The 13,620-nt window shown below is 70.3% G+C and carries 14 protein-coding genes; 7 read left to right on the top strand and 7 right to left on the bottom strand.

Annotated features, from left to right (window positions below):
* The first annotated feature begins 10 nt into the window (after nt 1-10).
* From PBV52_RS11115 to PBV52_RS11105, 3 genes are all read left to right on the top strand, one after another.
* Nucleotides 11-643, top strand: coding sequence for a uridine kinase (locus PBV52_RS11115; RefSeq protein WP_274238149.1), 633 nt, complete (start codon nt 11-13; stop codon nt 641-643).
* A gap of 100 nt (nt 644-743) precedes the next feature.
* A complete protein-coding gene (locus PBV52_RS11110; protein ID WP_274238148.1) occupies nt 744-1,157 on the top strand; it encodes a PPOX class F420-dependent oxidoreductase in 414 nt (137 codons plus the stop codon).
* A 132-nt stretch (nt 1,158-1,289) separates the two neighbouring features.
* Nucleotides 1,290-1,727: a CBS domain-containing protein gene (locus PBV52_RS11105; RefSeq protein WP_274238147.1), complete on the top strand. Its 438-nt coding sequence runs from the start codon at nt 1,290-1,292 to the stop codon at nt 1,725-1,727.
* A 99-nt stretch (nt 1,728-1,826) separates the two neighbouring features.
* Here the strand turns inward: PBV52_RS11105 and PBV52_RS11100 are convergent, their stop codons facing one another.
* The gene (locus PBV52_RS11100) at nt 1,827-2,954 is read right to left on the bottom strand and encodes a magnesium and cobalt transport protein CorA (protein ID WP_274238146.1); all 1,128 of its coding nucleotides are present in this window, start codon (nt 2,952-2,954) and stop codon (nt 1,827-1,829) included.
* Between the two features lie 314 nt (nt 2,955-3,268).
* Here PBV52_RS11100 and PBV52_RS11095 point away from each other — a divergent pair, with 314 nt between their 5' ends.
* The gene (locus PBV52_RS11095; protein WP_274238145.1) at nt 3,269-4,063 is read left to right on the top strand and encodes a methyltransferase; all 795 of its coding nucleotides are present in this window, start codon (nt 3,269-3,271) and stop codon (nt 4,061-4,063) included.
* Between the two features lie 54 nt (nt 4,064-4,117).
* Here the strand turns inward: PBV52_RS11095 and PBV52_RS11090 are convergent, their stop codons facing one another.
* Nucleotides 4,118-5,086, bottom strand: coding sequence for a carbohydrate kinase family protein (locus tag PBV52_RS11090; protein WP_373921846.1), 969 nt, complete (start codon nt 5,084-5,086; stop codon nt 4,118-4,120).
* Nucleotides 5,083-5,991 carry a pseudouridine-5'-phosphate glycosidase gene (locus tag PBV52_RS11085; protein ID WP_274238144.1) on the bottom strand — a complete coding sequence of 303 codons (909 nt, stop codon included), beginning with the start codon at nt 5,989-5,991 and terminating at the stop codon, nt 5,083-5,085. The genes PBV52_RS11090 and PBV52_RS11085 overlap by 4 nt, the downstream gene beginning before the upstream one ends.
* A gap of 99 nt (nt 5,992-6,090) precedes the next feature.
* On the opposite strand from PBV52_RS11085, the gene PBV52_RS11080 reads away from it, so the two are divergent.
* A complete protein-coding gene (locus PBV52_RS11080) occupies nt 6,091-6,519 on the top strand; it encodes a VOC family protein (protein ID WP_274238143.1) in 429 nt (142 codons plus the stop codon).
* A 245-nt stretch (nt 6,520-6,764) separates the two neighbouring features.
* On the opposite strand, the gene PBV52_RS11075 is transcribed toward PBV52_RS11080, so the two are convergent.
* The 4 genes from PBV52_RS11075 to PBV52_RS11060 form a co-directional block, all read right to left on the bottom strand.
* Complete coding sequence (locus PBV52_RS11075) at nt 6,765-6,932, bottom strand: hypothetical protein (RefSeq protein ID WP_274238142.1); 168 nt, start codon at nt 6,930-6,932, stop codon at nt 6,765-6,767.
* A 188-nt stretch (nt 6,933-7,120) separates the two neighbouring features.
* A complete protein-coding gene (locus PBV52_RS11070; protein WP_274238141.1) occupies nt 7,121-8,407 on the bottom strand; it encodes an MFS transporter in 1,287 nt (428 codons plus the stop codon).
* A gap of 191 nt (nt 8,408-8,598) precedes the next feature.
* Nucleotides 8,599-9,153 (bottom strand): methylated-DNA--[protein]-cysteine S-methyltransferase, encoded by a 555-nt coding sequence (locus PBV52_RS11065; RefSeq protein WP_274238140.1) that lies wholly within the window; start codon nt 9,151-9,153, stop codon nt 8,599-8,601.
* Between the two features lie 82 nt (nt 9,154-9,235).
* Nucleotides 9,236-10,105: a glycerophosphodiester phosphodiesterase family protein gene (locus tag PBV52_RS11060; protein WP_274238139.1), complete on the bottom strand. Its 870-nt coding sequence runs from the start codon at nt 10,103-10,105 to the stop codon at nt 9,236-9,238.
* Nucleotides 10,106-10,383: 278 nt separating this feature from the next.
* On the opposite strand from PBV52_RS11060, the gene PBV52_RS11055 reads away from it, so the two are divergent.
* Nucleotides 10,384-11,244: an MHYT domain-containing protein gene (locus PBV52_RS11055; RefSeq protein WP_274238138.1), complete on the top strand. Its 861-nt coding sequence runs from the start codon at nt 10,384-10,386 to the stop codon at nt 11,242-11,244.
* Nucleotides 11,245-11,284: 40 nt separating this feature from the next.
* A complete protein-coding gene (gene uvrB / locus PBV52_RS11050; protein ID WP_274238137.1) occupies nt 11,285-13,432 on the top strand; it encodes an excinuclease ABC subunit UvrB in 2,148 nt (715 codons plus the stop codon).
* Nucleotides 13,433-13,620 lie beyond the last annotated feature (188 nt).

The raw sequence follows: 13,620 nt of genomic DNA, 5'->3' as shown, positions 1-13,620 counted from the left end.
CATGGGCCGTGTGCGACTCGAAGCGATCACCTGGGACCGGCTCGGCGACCTGCTGGCCGAGCGGCTGCTCGACCTGAAGCCGGCCGATGGCAGCCCTTGGCCGCGTATCGCGTTCGACGGTGCCCCGGCGGCCCGCCCGGGCGACCTCGCCGAGCGCGTCGGGGAGGCGCTGCGCATGCGCGGCCGGCCCTCGCTCGCCGTCGGCGCGGAGGGTTTCCTGCGCCCCGCCTCGGTCCGCCTGGAGTACGGCCACCAGGACGTGGACGCCTACTACGACGGCTGGTTCGACACCGGCGCCCTGTGGCGAGAGGTCTTCGGCCCCCTCGAACCGGGCGGTGACGGTCGCGTCCTGCCCGACCTGTGGGACCCGGTCACCGACCGAGCCACCCGCAGCTCCTACGTCCAACTCCCGCCTGGCGGCGTCCTGTTGCTGCACGGCCCCCTCCTGCTGCGTCACTGGTTCCCCTTCGACCTGACTGTCCACGTCCTCCTCTCGCCCGGTGCCCTGCGCCGCCGTACCCCCGAGACCGAGCACTGGACCCTCCCCGCCTTCGAGCGCTACGACTACGAGACCGACCCCGCCGGTACGGCGGACGTCCTGGTACGCGCCGACGATCCGCGACACCCGGCGTGGAGCGGTTGATCCTTGAGGGGGAGCGCTTGCGCGCTTGCGTGCTTGAGCAGTTGAGCCGGAGTCGGCAAAACCAGTTCTATATGCACGTGCATTTAATTACTCTGTCCCCATGACGACCTCCACGAGTGATCCGATCTCCTTCGACGACTCCGTCCGCTCCCTGCTCGACGGCAAAAACTTCGCCAGCGTGGCCACCCTCGACCCCGACGGCGCCCCGCAGAACTCGGTGGTCTGGATCAAGCGCGAGGGCGACACCGTGCTCTTCTCCTCCGTCGACGCCCGCCAGAAGGTGCGCAACCTCCGCCGCGACCCCCGCATCAGCGTCTCGGTCTACGACCTTGCCAACCCCTACACCTCGGTCGAGATCCGCGGCACCGCCGAGATACTTCCGGACGACGCCAAGCGGCTCCCCTTCGAGCTCTCGCACAAGTACCTCGGCATCGACCCGCCCGCCGAGAAGGACGACGAGACCCGCGTGATCATCCGCGTCGTCCCGCGGAAGATCGTGGGCTTCTCGGCCTGAGCGCCGCCCGCTGCCGGGGCCGTACCGCTCGGCTCCGGGTGCGGGTGCCGGGTGGCACGGCGAGAATGAAGGGCGCCGGGACTAGCGGTGCGTCGTGCGCCGCGCCGGCCGTCCGGCATCGGGAGGTACTCCATGACCACTGCCGGAGACATCATGCACCGTGGTGCCCAGTGGATCCCGGCCCACGAGACCCTGGACCGCGCTGCCCAGCTCATGCGCGAGCTGGGCGTCGGTGCCCTGCCCATCAGCGACCAGAACGAACGGCTCTGCGGCATCCTCACCGACCGCGACATCGTCATCGGCTGCGTGGCCGTGGGACGCGACCCGAGCAAGGTCACCGCCGGTGAGATGGCCCACGGCACCCCCCGCTGGATCGACGCCAACGCCGACATCAGCGACGTGCTCCGGGAGATGAAGGAGCACCAGATCCGCCGGCTCCCCGTGATCGAGAACAAGCGCCTGGTCGGCATGATCAGCGAGGCCGACCTGGCCCGGAACCTGCCGGAGAACGAGGTCGCCCACTGGGCCGAGAGCGTCTACGCCAGGACCACGGCACCGACGACGCACTGACCCGGCGCACGTCCCCTCACGTCCTGTGCCGTCTCCGTCCGGCCGACCGTGCCGGACGGGGACGCGCCGCAGTCGGCCGGCGGTCGGCCCAAGGAAGCGTCAGAGCCATCCGTTGCGCCGGAAGCCGCGGTACAGCGCCACACACGCGACGGATATCACGCCTACGACCAGCGGATAGCCGTACGTCCAGCGCAGCTCCGGCATGTAGTCGAAGTTCATCCCGTACAGCCCGCACACCATCGTCGGTATGGCGACGATCGCGGCCCATGCCGTGATCTTCCGCATGTCCTCGTTCTGCGCGACCGTGACCTGTGCCAGGTGCGCCTGCAGGATCGAGTTCAGCAGTTCGTCGAAGGCCGCTATCTGCTCCTTGGCGCGCAGCAGATGGTCCGAGACGTCGCGGAAGTAGGCCTGTATCTCCGGCTCGACCACCCGGATGGGCCGCGTGGCCAGTTCCTCGAGCGGGCGACTCAGTGGAACCACGGCCCGCTTCAGTTCGAGGAGTTCCCGCTTGAGCTGGTAGATCCGCCCCGGGTCGGCCCGCGCGCCGTTCTCCGCGAACACGTCCGTCTCGACCTGGTCGATGTCCTCCTGCACCGAGTCGGTGACGCTCAGATAGTCGTCGACCACATGGTCCGCGATCGCGTGCAGCACCGCCGCGGGGCCCTTGGCGAGCTGCTCGGGGCTCGACTCCAGTTCCTCGCGCAACGGGCCCAGCGAGCCGTGCCGCCCGTGCCGCACCGTGATCACGAAGTCCCGGCCGACGAACACCATGATCTCGCCGGTGTTCACGACCTCGCTCGTCGCCGTGAGTTCCTCGTGCTCGACGTAGCAGACCGTCTTGAACACCGCGAACAGCGTCTCGTCGTAGCGCTCCAGCTTCGGCCGCTGATGCGCCTCGACCGCGTCCTCGACGGCCAGCGGATGCAGGGCGAACAGCTCGGCGATGCCCGCGAACTCCTGGTCCGTTGGCTCATGGAGGCCGAGCCAGACGAACCCGGCGCCGCGTTTGCGCACCTTCTGTACGACGTCGACCAGGTCGCCGCTCTCCGGGACCCGCACGCCGTCCCGGTACGTCACGCAGTTCACCACCGAGGAGCCCAGCGGGGACCTGGCGGGATGGCTGAGGTCGACGCGGGGGCGCCGTCGAGTCAGCCGTGCCACCTTGCGGAGGCCGCCGACCTTGCTGAGGCCCGTGACCTTCCGCAGATTCCCTGCCATGGACATCTGGATCTCCTTGCGTGGATCTCCCCATTGATGTGCGACTCGCCTCCGGGGCACTCCAGCCCCTTCGGCTCGCTCGCGGTGCGCCGCATCTCTGCGCCGTGGTCCGCCAGTTTGCCAGGTGGGTGTGAGACGTGGGTAAGCCTGTGGGAGCAGGTGGTTCCGCTTTGTTCCCGGCTGTGGATGAAGAGTCCGCGTCGGCGTCGCCACTGGGGAGGGGCGGCCGTACCGGATTCAGGGCCGTCCTGCCGAATTCGAGGCCGTCCTGCCGAGCGTCGCCCCCTCCGGACAAGCCGGGCAACTGGGATGATCGCATCATGACGCGAACCCACGGGTATCTCCTCGGCAATCGGCAGGGCGAGGCGGGCGAGCGCTTCGACGCCTTCGCCACCCTCTTCGACCCCACGACGTTCCGACACCTAGAACGGCTCGGCGTCGGACCCGGCTGGCTCTGCTGGGAGGTGGGCGCCGGCGGCACCTCCGTGGTGTCCTGGCTGGCCAAGAAGGTCGGCCCGACCGGACGGGTCGTCGCGACCGACATCGACACCTCACGGCTCACCCCGGCCGCCCGTCCGCCGGTCGAGGTCCGCGTCCACGACGTGGGTGCGGACGAGCCGCCGGGGGAGGGGTTCGACCTTGTGCACGCACGGCTTGTGCTCGTGCATGTGCCGGACCGCGAACGGGCGTTGAGCTCGATGATCAGCGCCCTGCGCCCCGGCGGCCGACTTCTGATCGAGGACGCCGACCCCGCTCTGCAGCCCCTGCTCTGCCCCGACGAGTACGGCCCCGAACAGCAGCTCGCGAACCGCCTCCGCAACGGCTTCCGCACACTGCTGGCCAAACGTGGCGCCGACCTCTCCTACGGCCGCAGGCTTCCGCGTCTGCTCCGTGAGGCAGGTCTGCGGCGGGTGGAGGCCGAGGCGTACTTCCCGGTCGCCTCGCCCGCCTGCACCGCCCTGGAGTCCGCCACCGTCCGCCAGATCCGCGACCAGCTCGTCACCGAGGGCCTCGCCACCGACGAGGACATCGACCGCCACCTCGCCAACGTCGCCGCTGGTGACATGGACCTGGCCACTGCCCCGATGATCTCGGCGTGGGGCCGCAAGGCGTAAGTGTGGAGCGAGAGTTGACGTGGATTCAGCGGGGTGGGCGGAAGCCGGTCATCGTCACTTCGCCGTAGGTGGCCTTCCACCCACCCGGTTCACCGCCAGCGCACCGGCCCGGCAGCCCTCCCGCGCCGCATCCTCGGGCCCGGCGCCCGCGAGCAGGGCCGCGAGGAAGGCGCCCGTGAAGGCGTCGCCGGCCCCCGTTGTGTCCCTCGGCGTCGCCGGCGCGGCGGGGACGTGGGCGCGCACGGCGCCGGACCGGGCCACCAGCGCACCGTCCGCGCCCTGCTTGGCGACCACCAACGGCACGTGACGGCTCAGCTTGGCCGCCGCGTCCGCCGCGTCGGACAACCCCGTGAGCAGGCATGCCTCATCTCGGCTGGGCAGCAGGACGTCCACGCCTTCCACCAGTGCCAGGAAACGGTCGACGCCCAGCTCCACGAGGAAACCGGCCGACGCCGGATCCAGGCTCACCGGCACACCATGCGCGCGTGCCGACGCCAGAGCCACCGCCACCAGGGCCCGGCTCGGCTCGGAGAACAGCAGGTAGCCCGAGAGGTGCAGGCGGGCGACACCGTCGAGCAGCGCGTCCGACCAGTCGTCGGGGTCGAGCCGCAGGGACGCTCCGCTGTCGGTGAGGAACGTCCGCTCGGCAGCGGCGTCCGTGTCGACCAGGCAGATCACCGTCCCGGTCGGCGCCTGCGGATCCACGACGAGAAGGGGCCGTACTCCGCTCGCGGTCAGCGCCCGCTCGTGCCACGCTGCCGCGTCCGTACCGACCCGCCCCAGCAGCCGCACCTCTGCACCGCCCCAATGCGCGGCCCAGCAGGCCACATTGGCGCCCGCGCCGCCCGGCACCGTCCGGATGGCCGCGGCCGTGTCCGTGCCCGAGGCGAGCGGCCCCCGGTGCCGGGCGATGACGTCCGTCACCACGTCCCCGACGACCAGCAGCGCGCCGCCGCGCTCGCCGGCCGGGACGGGCCCGTCCCCCGCGTCGCCGCGCCCCGGCCCGTTCCCCGGCTCGCTCACGCCCCGGCCCAGGCCGCCGCGATCCGCCCTGCCAGCCGTACGTTGCCGCGCACCGCCGCGAGATTGGCGCTCAGCGAGGCACCCTCCGTGTGCCGTACCAAGTAGTCCAGCAGGAACGGCGTGACCGCCTGACCGGTGATGCCCCGCTCCTCGCACGCGTCCAGCGCGTCGGCGAGCACACGCGCGTGCAGCTCGGGATCCAACTGCTCCGCCTCGGGCACCGGATTGGCGACGATCAGCGCCGACTCCGGCCCGTCGAGCGCGTCCTGAGCGCGCATCACCTCGGCCGCCTCCTGGGGTGACTGAAGCGTCCAGTCCACCGGATGCCCCGAGTCGGACAGATAGAAGCCGGGGAAGTGCTCCGTGCGGTAGCCGGCGACCGCGACGCCGAGGGTCTCCAGCCGCTGCAGGGTCGCCGGGACATCCAGGATCGACTTCACGCCGGCGCACACCACCGTGATCCGCGTGCGCGCCAGCAGCCCCAGGTCGGCCGACTCGTCCTGCGTCACCGTCCACTGCCGGTGCACGCCGCCGAGCCCGCCCGTCGCGAACACCCGTACGCCCGCGAGGGCCGCCAGCAGAGCCGTCGCCGACACCGTGGTCGCCCCGCTCGCCCCGGAGGCCACCGCGAGCGGCAGATCACGGTGCCCCAGCTTGCGGATCCCGTCCTCGTTCGCGATCCGCTCCAGCTGCTCCTTGTCCAGTCCGACATGGGGCCGCCCGTCCAGCACGGCGATCGTCGCGGGAACGGCGCCCTCCTGCCGTACGACGTCCTCCAGCTCCAGCGCCACCTGCAGATTGCGCGGGCGGGGCAGCCCGTGCGCGATGATCGTGGACTCCAGGGCCACCACGGGTTGACGCGCGTTGATCGCCTCCCGCACTTCTTCGGACACCATCAGCACCACGCGCCTGCCTCCTGTCGTTCGGTCTTCCCTCATCTCTGGCGGGCGGCACGCCCGGTCAAACCCTTGCGGCCTGTGGGGGACGACACCAGCCTTGGACGCATGACCGACAACACGACACGTCTCGACCACGTGGTCCTATGGGTGAGCGACCCGGCCGCCTCGGCCGAGTTCTACGAGAAGACACTCGGCATGGCGCCCATCAGGCTCAGCGAGTTCACCGCGGGCGAGGCGCCGTTTCCCTCGGTGCGCGTCAACGAGGAGACCATCCTCGACCTCATGCCGATGGCCATGGCGGAGCGCATGAAGATGCTCCCCGGTGCCGCCCGGAGCGCGGGGCACCCGGTCAATCACGTCTGTCTGTCCTTGCCGGAGGCCGACTTCCAGGGGCTGCGCACCCACCTGGAGGAGCACGACGTGCCCGTGTCGGACTACTCGTACGACTCCTTCGGCGCCCGCGGCAAGGCCAGGCGCAGCTTCTACTTCCGCGACCCCGACGGCAACGTCTTCGAGGCCCGGCACTACGACTAGCACGCCGGCGAGGGGGGGCACGCGTGCGTGGCCCCCCTGCGGTGACGTCAGACCGGCCGTACGCCGTCCAGCGCCCCATGCGGGCTCAGCACGTACTTGCCCGATCGTCGAGCGGTGACTCTTGGCCCGGCCGAGGCCGAGCCGCACCTTCAGCGTGCCGGACCTGGCGTCGTCGTCGATCCCGCGGGGTCGTCCGTGACGTACGGCCCTGGGATGCCGAGAGCACCGCGCGCGCGTGATCCCCATCAGCCGTGTTCGACGACCTCTCCGGTGATCTCGTGTCCGAGGACCTGCCCCTTGGGCGCGGTCGTCCGCCCGGGTCTGTCCTGAAGCATGAGCGTCGGGTGGTCGATGCTCCTGACTCCCCGCCCCGTGCCCGGCTTGAGATACGCCACTGCCCTGTTTCCGCGCATGCATGATCACCGTCCCTTCAGCTCCGTGTCTGTCGGATGCCGGTCGGATGCCAGCGGCTGTGCGCATGGCGGAGTCTGGTGCCGCGGCCGTGGTCCGGCCAGCCTCCGCGCGGCCACCGGAACCGGCGGCGACCGGAAACACCTGGCCTCGTCCGCCCAGGGTGTGCCGGGCGAGCCAGGGCTTGACCTCAGTCGCCCGCCGGAACGTCGGCCGCCCGTCTGCCCCGCGTGAACAGCACCAGCGCCGCCAACGGAAGCAGCAGGCAGGCGGCGGTGAAGTTCAGCCAGCCGTAGCTCGCCTGGGCGACCACGAGGCCGGCGACCGCGCCACCGACGCCCGCGGAGGCGTTCATGACGAGGTCCGACAGCCCCTGAGCGGCGGCCCGCGCGGGCTGCGGCACGGAGTCCGTGAGCAGCGCGGAACCGGACACGAGCCCCGCCGACCAACCGAGGCCCAGCACGAAGAGCCCGACGGCCGTCTGCCCGTGACTGCCACCCGCCGTACCGGCGAGGAACACCGCGCACGCCAGCAGTCCCACCGCGAGCCCGATCCCGGACAGCCGCCCCAGCCGGTCCGACAACCGCCCCATGAGCGGCGCGAACGCGTACATGCCGGCGATGTGCCCGCTGATGACCAGCCCGATCAGATCGATGCCCGCGCCGTGGTGGGCGAGGTCGACCGGGGTCATCGCCATCACCGACACCATCGCCGTGTGCGCCACGGCAACGGTTACCACCGCGAGTCGCGCACGCGGGGAGGCGGCCACGGCTGCCATCCCGGCGCGCAGTGAACGGGCCGCGGGCGACTGCTCCTCGGCCGGTGCGAGCGCACGCGCCGTCAGCAGCGGGTCCGGCCGCAGCAGTACGGCCACCACGACCGCGGATATCAGGAAGATCCCGGCCGCCCACAGGAACGGACCCGCCGCCGCGGGTATCCCGAGGCCCGTGACGCTCCGACCGGCGGGCGAGGCGATGTTCGGGCCGAGGACCGCGCCGATGGTGGTCGCCCACACGACGAGGGAGATGGCACGGGCCCGCCGCTCCGGCTCGGCCAGATCGGCGGCCGCGAACCGCGCCTGGAGGTTCGCCGACGAAGCCGCGCCGAAAGCGGCCATCCCGCAGAGCAGCAGAGGAAAGCTCCCGATGTCGGCCGCGACCACCGTGACACCGGCGCCCAGGGCTCCGATGAGATAGGCCAGGACGAGCCCTGGACGTCGCCCCCGCGCGGTCATCAGCGCGGCCAGCGGCATCGACAGCACCGCCGTACCGGCCACGGTCGCGGTGGGTGCGAGCCCGGACAGTGACTCGGTGCCGCTGACCTGCGTCGCCAGGACGGCCGCGAGGGCGATGCCGGTGGCGACGCCCAGCCCGCCCAGGATCTGCGTCGCGATCAGCACGGCCGAGATACGGCGCCGCAGTGCCGGCAACCGGTCGGGCGTGACGGACGCGACGGCCCCTCGCTCGACGGCGGTCATGAGGCAGACCCGGCTGTACGCCGCGTCCGAGCGGCCGACATGGGGCGGCGCACCGGACCTGCCGACCCGGGACAGCACACCGGACCTGTCGCGTACATGTGGGTGAAAGGTGTCGTCACAGGCGCAGTCTCCCCCCTCTTCTCCTGCCTGTCTTCTGTCGCCTGTCCGACTCTGCGGAAGACCGGAAGCCCTCAGAACAGCGGCTCCGGCAGCACCCCCTCCAGCGCGAGCAGCTTCCGCTTGGTCTCCAGGCCGCCCCCGAACCCGCCGATGCCGCCGTCGCTCTCCACGACCCGGTGGCAGGGCACGACGACCGGCAGCGGATTGGCGCCCATCGCCATCCCCACCGCCTGGGCCGCGCCCGGCTGCCCCACCCGTCCGGCCAGATCGCCGTACCCGACGACCGTGCCGTACGGGACACCGGACGCCAGCTCGTGCAGCACCTGCCGGTTGAAGCCGGAGATGAGCGACCAGTCCAGCGGCAGCTCGAAGTCGCGCCGCGCACCGGCGAAGTACTCCTCCACCTGACGTGTCGCCTCGGCCAGCAGTGGAGAACCGGGCGCCTCGACCGGCTCGGCGCCGAGCCGGGACGCCAGTCGGTCGAGCGCCTTCTCGCGCACCCCCTCCGTGGCGTGGAACACGACGCTGACCAGGCCGTCGCGGGTCGCGGCCAGCATCAGCGGACCGATGTCGGTACCGACGACGGCCCACACGACCTGATGCTCGTACTGCCCATGGCTGTCCATGCGCCCACCGTACGACCCACCACTGACAACGCCCCGGGAGCGGGCCCCGGCTGCCGGGCGGGACGGCCGGGGCTGTCGGGCCTCAGCCCTTGGGGAACGCGTCCCGCACCACGTCGGGACTGTTGGTGATGATGCCGTCGACTCCGTACCTGCCGACCAGCCGAGCGGTGTCCGCGTCGTTCACTGTCCAGGTGAAGACCTCCAACGGCCCGCCGTGCGGTCCCTGGAACCCATGGACGGAGGCGACATAGTCCGTGGAGATGGAGGAGTACGAAGGGTTGATCTGGTCGGCGAAGGTCGCATACCAGGACAGGTCCGCCACGGGCGGCGTCCCCAGGAAGCCGGTCTTCACGGCCGGCTTCAGCCGGTGGACGGTGCGCGTGCTGTCGGCGCTGAAGCTCTGCACGATCAGCCGGCTCGCGAGGTGGCCCGGGTCGAGCCAGCCCTCGTTGCCCAGGACCTTGAGGGTCTGCTGCTCGATGCCCGGGTACAGCTCAGGGTTCTTGATCTCCAGAAGCAGCTTCTGGCGGTGCAGCTCCACGCGGTCCATGAACTGCTCCAGCGTCGGTACGCGCTCGCCCGCGTACGCGGGGCCGAACCAACTGCCCGCGTCCAGGTGGGCGATCTCGGCGGCGGTGAAGTCCTTCACCTTCCACGGCGCCCGGTCGGGGAAGATCTCCTCCACATCGGTCGTGCGCTTGAGATTGTCGTCGTGGAGGACGACCAGCTCGCCGTCCTTGGTGCGCTGGACGTCGTTCTCGACCCAGCTGATGCCCAACTCGGCGGCCTCGTCGACGGCGGCCAGTGTGTTCTCGGGGGCGTAGGCGGAGGCCCCCCGGTGGGCGATGATCGTGGGCCGCTCGGCGCCGGCCCGGGCGGCGTGGGCGGGGAGCAGAAGAGCGGCGGCTCCCAGGAGCGCGGTCGTCGTGGTGGCTACAGCGCGCGCGTGCATGCGTACTCCTCGCGTCGAGCGATCACGGACAGCTCAACTGTGACAGCAGAGGGTCAACGGTGGGGGAGTACAGAATGGCCACAGATTGAATGGAGTTGCCCGGGCCCGCTCACTCGTGCCGCACAACTGGGGCAAGGCCGTGTTTCTTTGCCGGAGAATCGTTCGACCATTCCGGTGGGGGTTACTCTCTGCCTCAACCCTGACCGCTCGGTCGGTCGTGGGAGGGGGCGCATTTCACAGAGTTCCGGGACGTAAAAGGGCGGGAAGGGCAGCTGCGTATGCAGGGCACGATCGACGGATTCAGCTACGGACTCGTCACACCGCTGGTGGCCTACCTGATGGCCTGCCTCGGTGGTGCCCTCGGTCTGCGCTGCACCACAAGATCGATGCTCGTCTCGCAGTCCTGGCGCCCGGGCTGGCTCGCCCTGGGCTCGGCGGCCATCGGCTCCGGCATATGGACCATGCACTTCGTCGCGATGATGGGGTTCACGGTCAAGGAGACGCCGATCCACTACGACAAGCCGATGACGTTCGCGAGCCTGGCCGTCGCCGTCGTCATGGTGGGCGTCGGGATCTTCATCGTCGGCTACAAGGGCGCCAGCGGAACGGCCCTGTTCACCGGCGGCACCATCACCGGCCTGGGCATAGCCTCGATGCACTACCTGGGCATGGCCGGCATGCGGCTCAACGGCAAGCTGGAGTACAACACGTTCACCGTCGCCGTCTCCGTCGCCATAGCCATGGTCGCGGCCACCGCCGCCCTGTGGGCCGCCGGACAGGTCAGAGGGCTGATGTGGAGCGTGGGCGCGAGCCTCGTCATGGGCCTCGCGGTCAGCGGCATGCACTACACCGGCATGGCCGCCCTCAGCGTCCATCTCCACGGCACGGAGGCCCCCGCCACGGGCGACTCACCCGCCGCCCTGCTCGCGCCCATGCTGATCGGCCCGCTCGCCTTCCTGCTCCTCGCGGGCGCCGTCATGCTGTTCGACCCGAAGCTGGTCATGGGGAGGCCCGCCGGCGTCCCCGTCGAGCACAAGCCCGGCGTCCCGGCCCACGCCACCGTCCCGCACCCCACCCGCCGCCCGCCGCTGCGCCGCACCCTCGGGCAGCGAGGCCCCCGCACCCCGCAAAACCACTGATCGGACCGCGTTGTCAGTGGCGGGTCGTACGGTTGACTCCATGCGGCCCGTTTCCAGCATCGAACGCACGGTGGCGCCCTTCGAGGTCGTCAGCCCCTACCAGCCCAGCGGCGACCAGCCGCAGGCCATCACCGAGCTCGCCCGGCGCATCGAAGCCGGCGAGAAGGACGTCGTCCTGCTCGGCGCGACCGGCACAGGCAAGTCCGCCACCACCGCGTGGATGATCGAGAAGCTCCAGCGCCCCACCCTGGTGATGGCGCCGAACAAGACGCTCGCCGCCCAGCTGGCGAACGAGTTCCGCGAGCTGCTGCCGAACAACGCCGTCGAGTACTTCGTCTCGTACTACGACTACTACCAGCCCGAGGCGTACGTCCCGCAGTCGGACACCTACATCGAGAAGGACTCCTCGATCAACGAGGAGGTCGAGCGCCTGCGTCACTCCTCGACCAACTCGCTGCTCACCCGCCGCGACGTCGTCGTGGTCGCCTCGGTCTCCTGCATCTACGGCCTCGGTACTCCACAGGAGTACGTGGACCGCATGGTCCCCCTCAAGGTCGGCGAGGAGATCGACCGGGACCAACTGCTGCGCCGTTTCGTCGACATCCAGTACACGCGCAACGACCTGGCCTTCACACGTGGCACCTTCCGGGTGCGCGGCGACACCATCGAGATCTTCCCGGTCTACGAGGAGCTCGCCGTCCGCATCGAGATGTTCGGCGACGAGATCGAGGCGCTGTCCACGCTGCACCCGCTCACCGGCGAGATCATCAGCGACGACGAGCAGCTGTACGTGTTCCCGGCCTCCCACTACGTCGCGGGCCCCGAGCGCATGGAGCGGGCCGTCAACGACATCGAGAAGGAGCTGGGCGAGCGCCTTGCCGAGCTGGAGAAGCAGGGCAAGCTCCTGGAGGCCCAGCGCCTGCGGATGCGCACGACGTACGACCTCGAGATGCTCCGTCAGATCGGCAGCTGCTCCGGAGTCGAGAACTACTCGATGCACTTCGACGGCCGCTCGCCCGGCTCCCCGCCGAACACCCTGCTGGACTACTTCCCGGACGACTTCCTGCTCGTCATCGACGAGTCGCACGTCACCGTGCCGCAGATCGGAGCCATGTACGAGGGCGACGCGTCCCGCAAGCGCACCCTCGTCGACCACGGCTTCCGCCTGCCCTCCGCCCTCGACAACCGCCCCCTGAAGTGGGAGGAGTTCCAGGAGCGCATCGGACAGACGGTCTACCTGTCGGCGACCCCGGGCAAGTATGAGCTCTCCCGCTCGGACGGCCAGGTCGAGCAGATCATCCGCCCCACCGGCCTTATCGACCCCGAAGTCGTCGTCAAGCCCACCGAGGGCCAGATCGACGACCTGGTCCACGAGATCCGGGGACGGGTCGAGAAGGACGAGCGCGTCCTGGTCACCACTCTCACCAAGAAGATGGCCGAGGACCTCACGGACTACTTCCTGGAGCTCGGCATCCAGGTGCGTTATTTGCACAGCGACGTCGACACGCTGCGCCGCGTCGAGTTGCTGCGCGAGCTGCGCGCGGGCGAGTTCGACGTCCTGGTCGGCATCAACCTCCTCCGCGAGGGCCTCGACCTTCCCGAGGTGTCCCTGGTGGCGATCCTCGACGCCGACAAGGAGGGCTTCCTGCGCTCCGGCACCTCCCTCATCCAGACCATCGGCCGCGCAGCGCGCAATGTCTCCGGCCAGGTCCACATGTACGCCGACAAGATCACCCCGGCGATGGAGAAGGCCATCGACGAGACCAACCGCCGTCGGGAGAAGCAGGTCGCGTACAACAAGGCGAAAGGCATCGACCCCCAGCCGCTGCGCAAGAAGATCAACGACATCGTCGCGCAGATCGCCCGCGAGGACGTCGACACCGAGCAGCTGCTCGGCACGGGCTACCGCGCCAAGAAGGACGGCCGCGGCACCAAGGCCCCCGTGCCCTCCCTCGGCGCCAAGGCGGCCAAGGGCGCCAAGGCTGCCAAGCCCGCCAAGGGCAAGGCCAAGGAGACGGTGCCGACCGACCGGCCGGCGGCCGATCTCGCAGAGCAGATCGAGGAGTTGACGGAGCGTATGCGCGCCGCCGCCGCGGATCTGCAGTTCGAGATCGCGGCCCGGCTGCGTGACGAGGTGTCCGAGATGAAGAAGGAACTGCGCCAGATGAAGGAGGCGGGCCTGGCCTGACGGGACCACGGGCGCTGGTCCACGCTTGCGGAACCAGCGTCCCCGAACGGCCTCCCAGGGCATGCCGCGCACGCGCTGTGTTGCAAGACCGACACAAAGTGCGGACCGGGGTACGGCACTGTCAGTGCCCCTGCGTAGGGTTCTCGTCATCCGCGGAGTCCGCGGCCAACAGGGGACAGCTCGAGAGG

It is taken from the genome of Streptomyces sp. T12 (genome assembly GCF_028736035.1).
In the GTDB taxonomy this organism is placed as follows: Bacteria; Actinomycetota; Actinomycetes; order Streptomycetales; family Streptomycetaceae; genus Streptomyces.
Note: the sequence above shows the minus strand (reverse complement) of the source record. Positions and strands in the feature narration are given on the sequence as shown.

Excerpts from the sequence above, each read along its gene's own strand:
- PBV52_RS11110 (WP_274238148.1), top strand. The coding sequence starts at position 744 with ATGACGACCTCCACGAGTGATCCGATCTCCTTCGACGACTCCGTCCGC.
- PBV52_RS11105 (WP_274238147.1), top strand. The coding sequence starts at position 1,290 with ATGACCACTGCCGGAGACATCATGCACCGTGGTGCCCAGTGGATCCCG.
- PBV52_RS11100 (WP_274238146.1), bottom strand. The coding sequence starts at position 2,954 with ATGTCCATGGCAGGGAATCTGCGGAAGGTCACGGGCCTCAGCAAGGTC.
- PBV52_RS11095 (WP_274238145.1), top strand. The coding sequence starts at position 3,269 with ATGACGCGAACCCACGGGTATCTCCTCGGCAATCGGCAGGGCGAGGCG.
- PBV52_RS11080 (WP_274238143.1), top strand. The coding sequence starts at position 6,091 with ATGACCGACAACACGACACGTCTCGACCACGTGGTCCTATGGGTGAGC.
- PBV52_RS11075 (WP_274238142.1), bottom strand. The coding sequence starts at position 6,932 with ATGCGCGGAAACAGGGCAGTGGCGTATCTCAAGCCGGGCACGGGGCGG.
- PBV52_RS11070 (WP_274238141.1), bottom strand. The coding sequence starts at position 8,407 with ATGACCGCCGTCGAGCGAGGGGCCGTCGCGTCCGTCACGCCCGACCGG.
- PBV52_RS11065 (WP_274238140.1), bottom strand. The coding sequence starts at position 9,153 with ATGGACAGCCATGGGCAGTACGAGCATCAGGTCGTGTGGGCCGTCGTC.
- PBV52_RS11060 (WP_274238139.1), bottom strand. The coding sequence starts at position 10,105 with ATGCACGCGCGCGCTGTAGCCACCACGACGACCGCGCTCCTGGGAGCC.
- PBV52_RS11055 (WP_274238138.1), top strand. The coding sequence starts at position 10,384 with ATGCAGGGCACGATCGACGGATTCAGCTACGGACTCGTCACACCGCTG.
- uvrB (WP_274238137.1), top strand. The coding sequence starts at position 11,285 with ATGCGGCCCGTTTCCAGCATCGAACGCACGGTGGCGCCCTTCGAGGTC.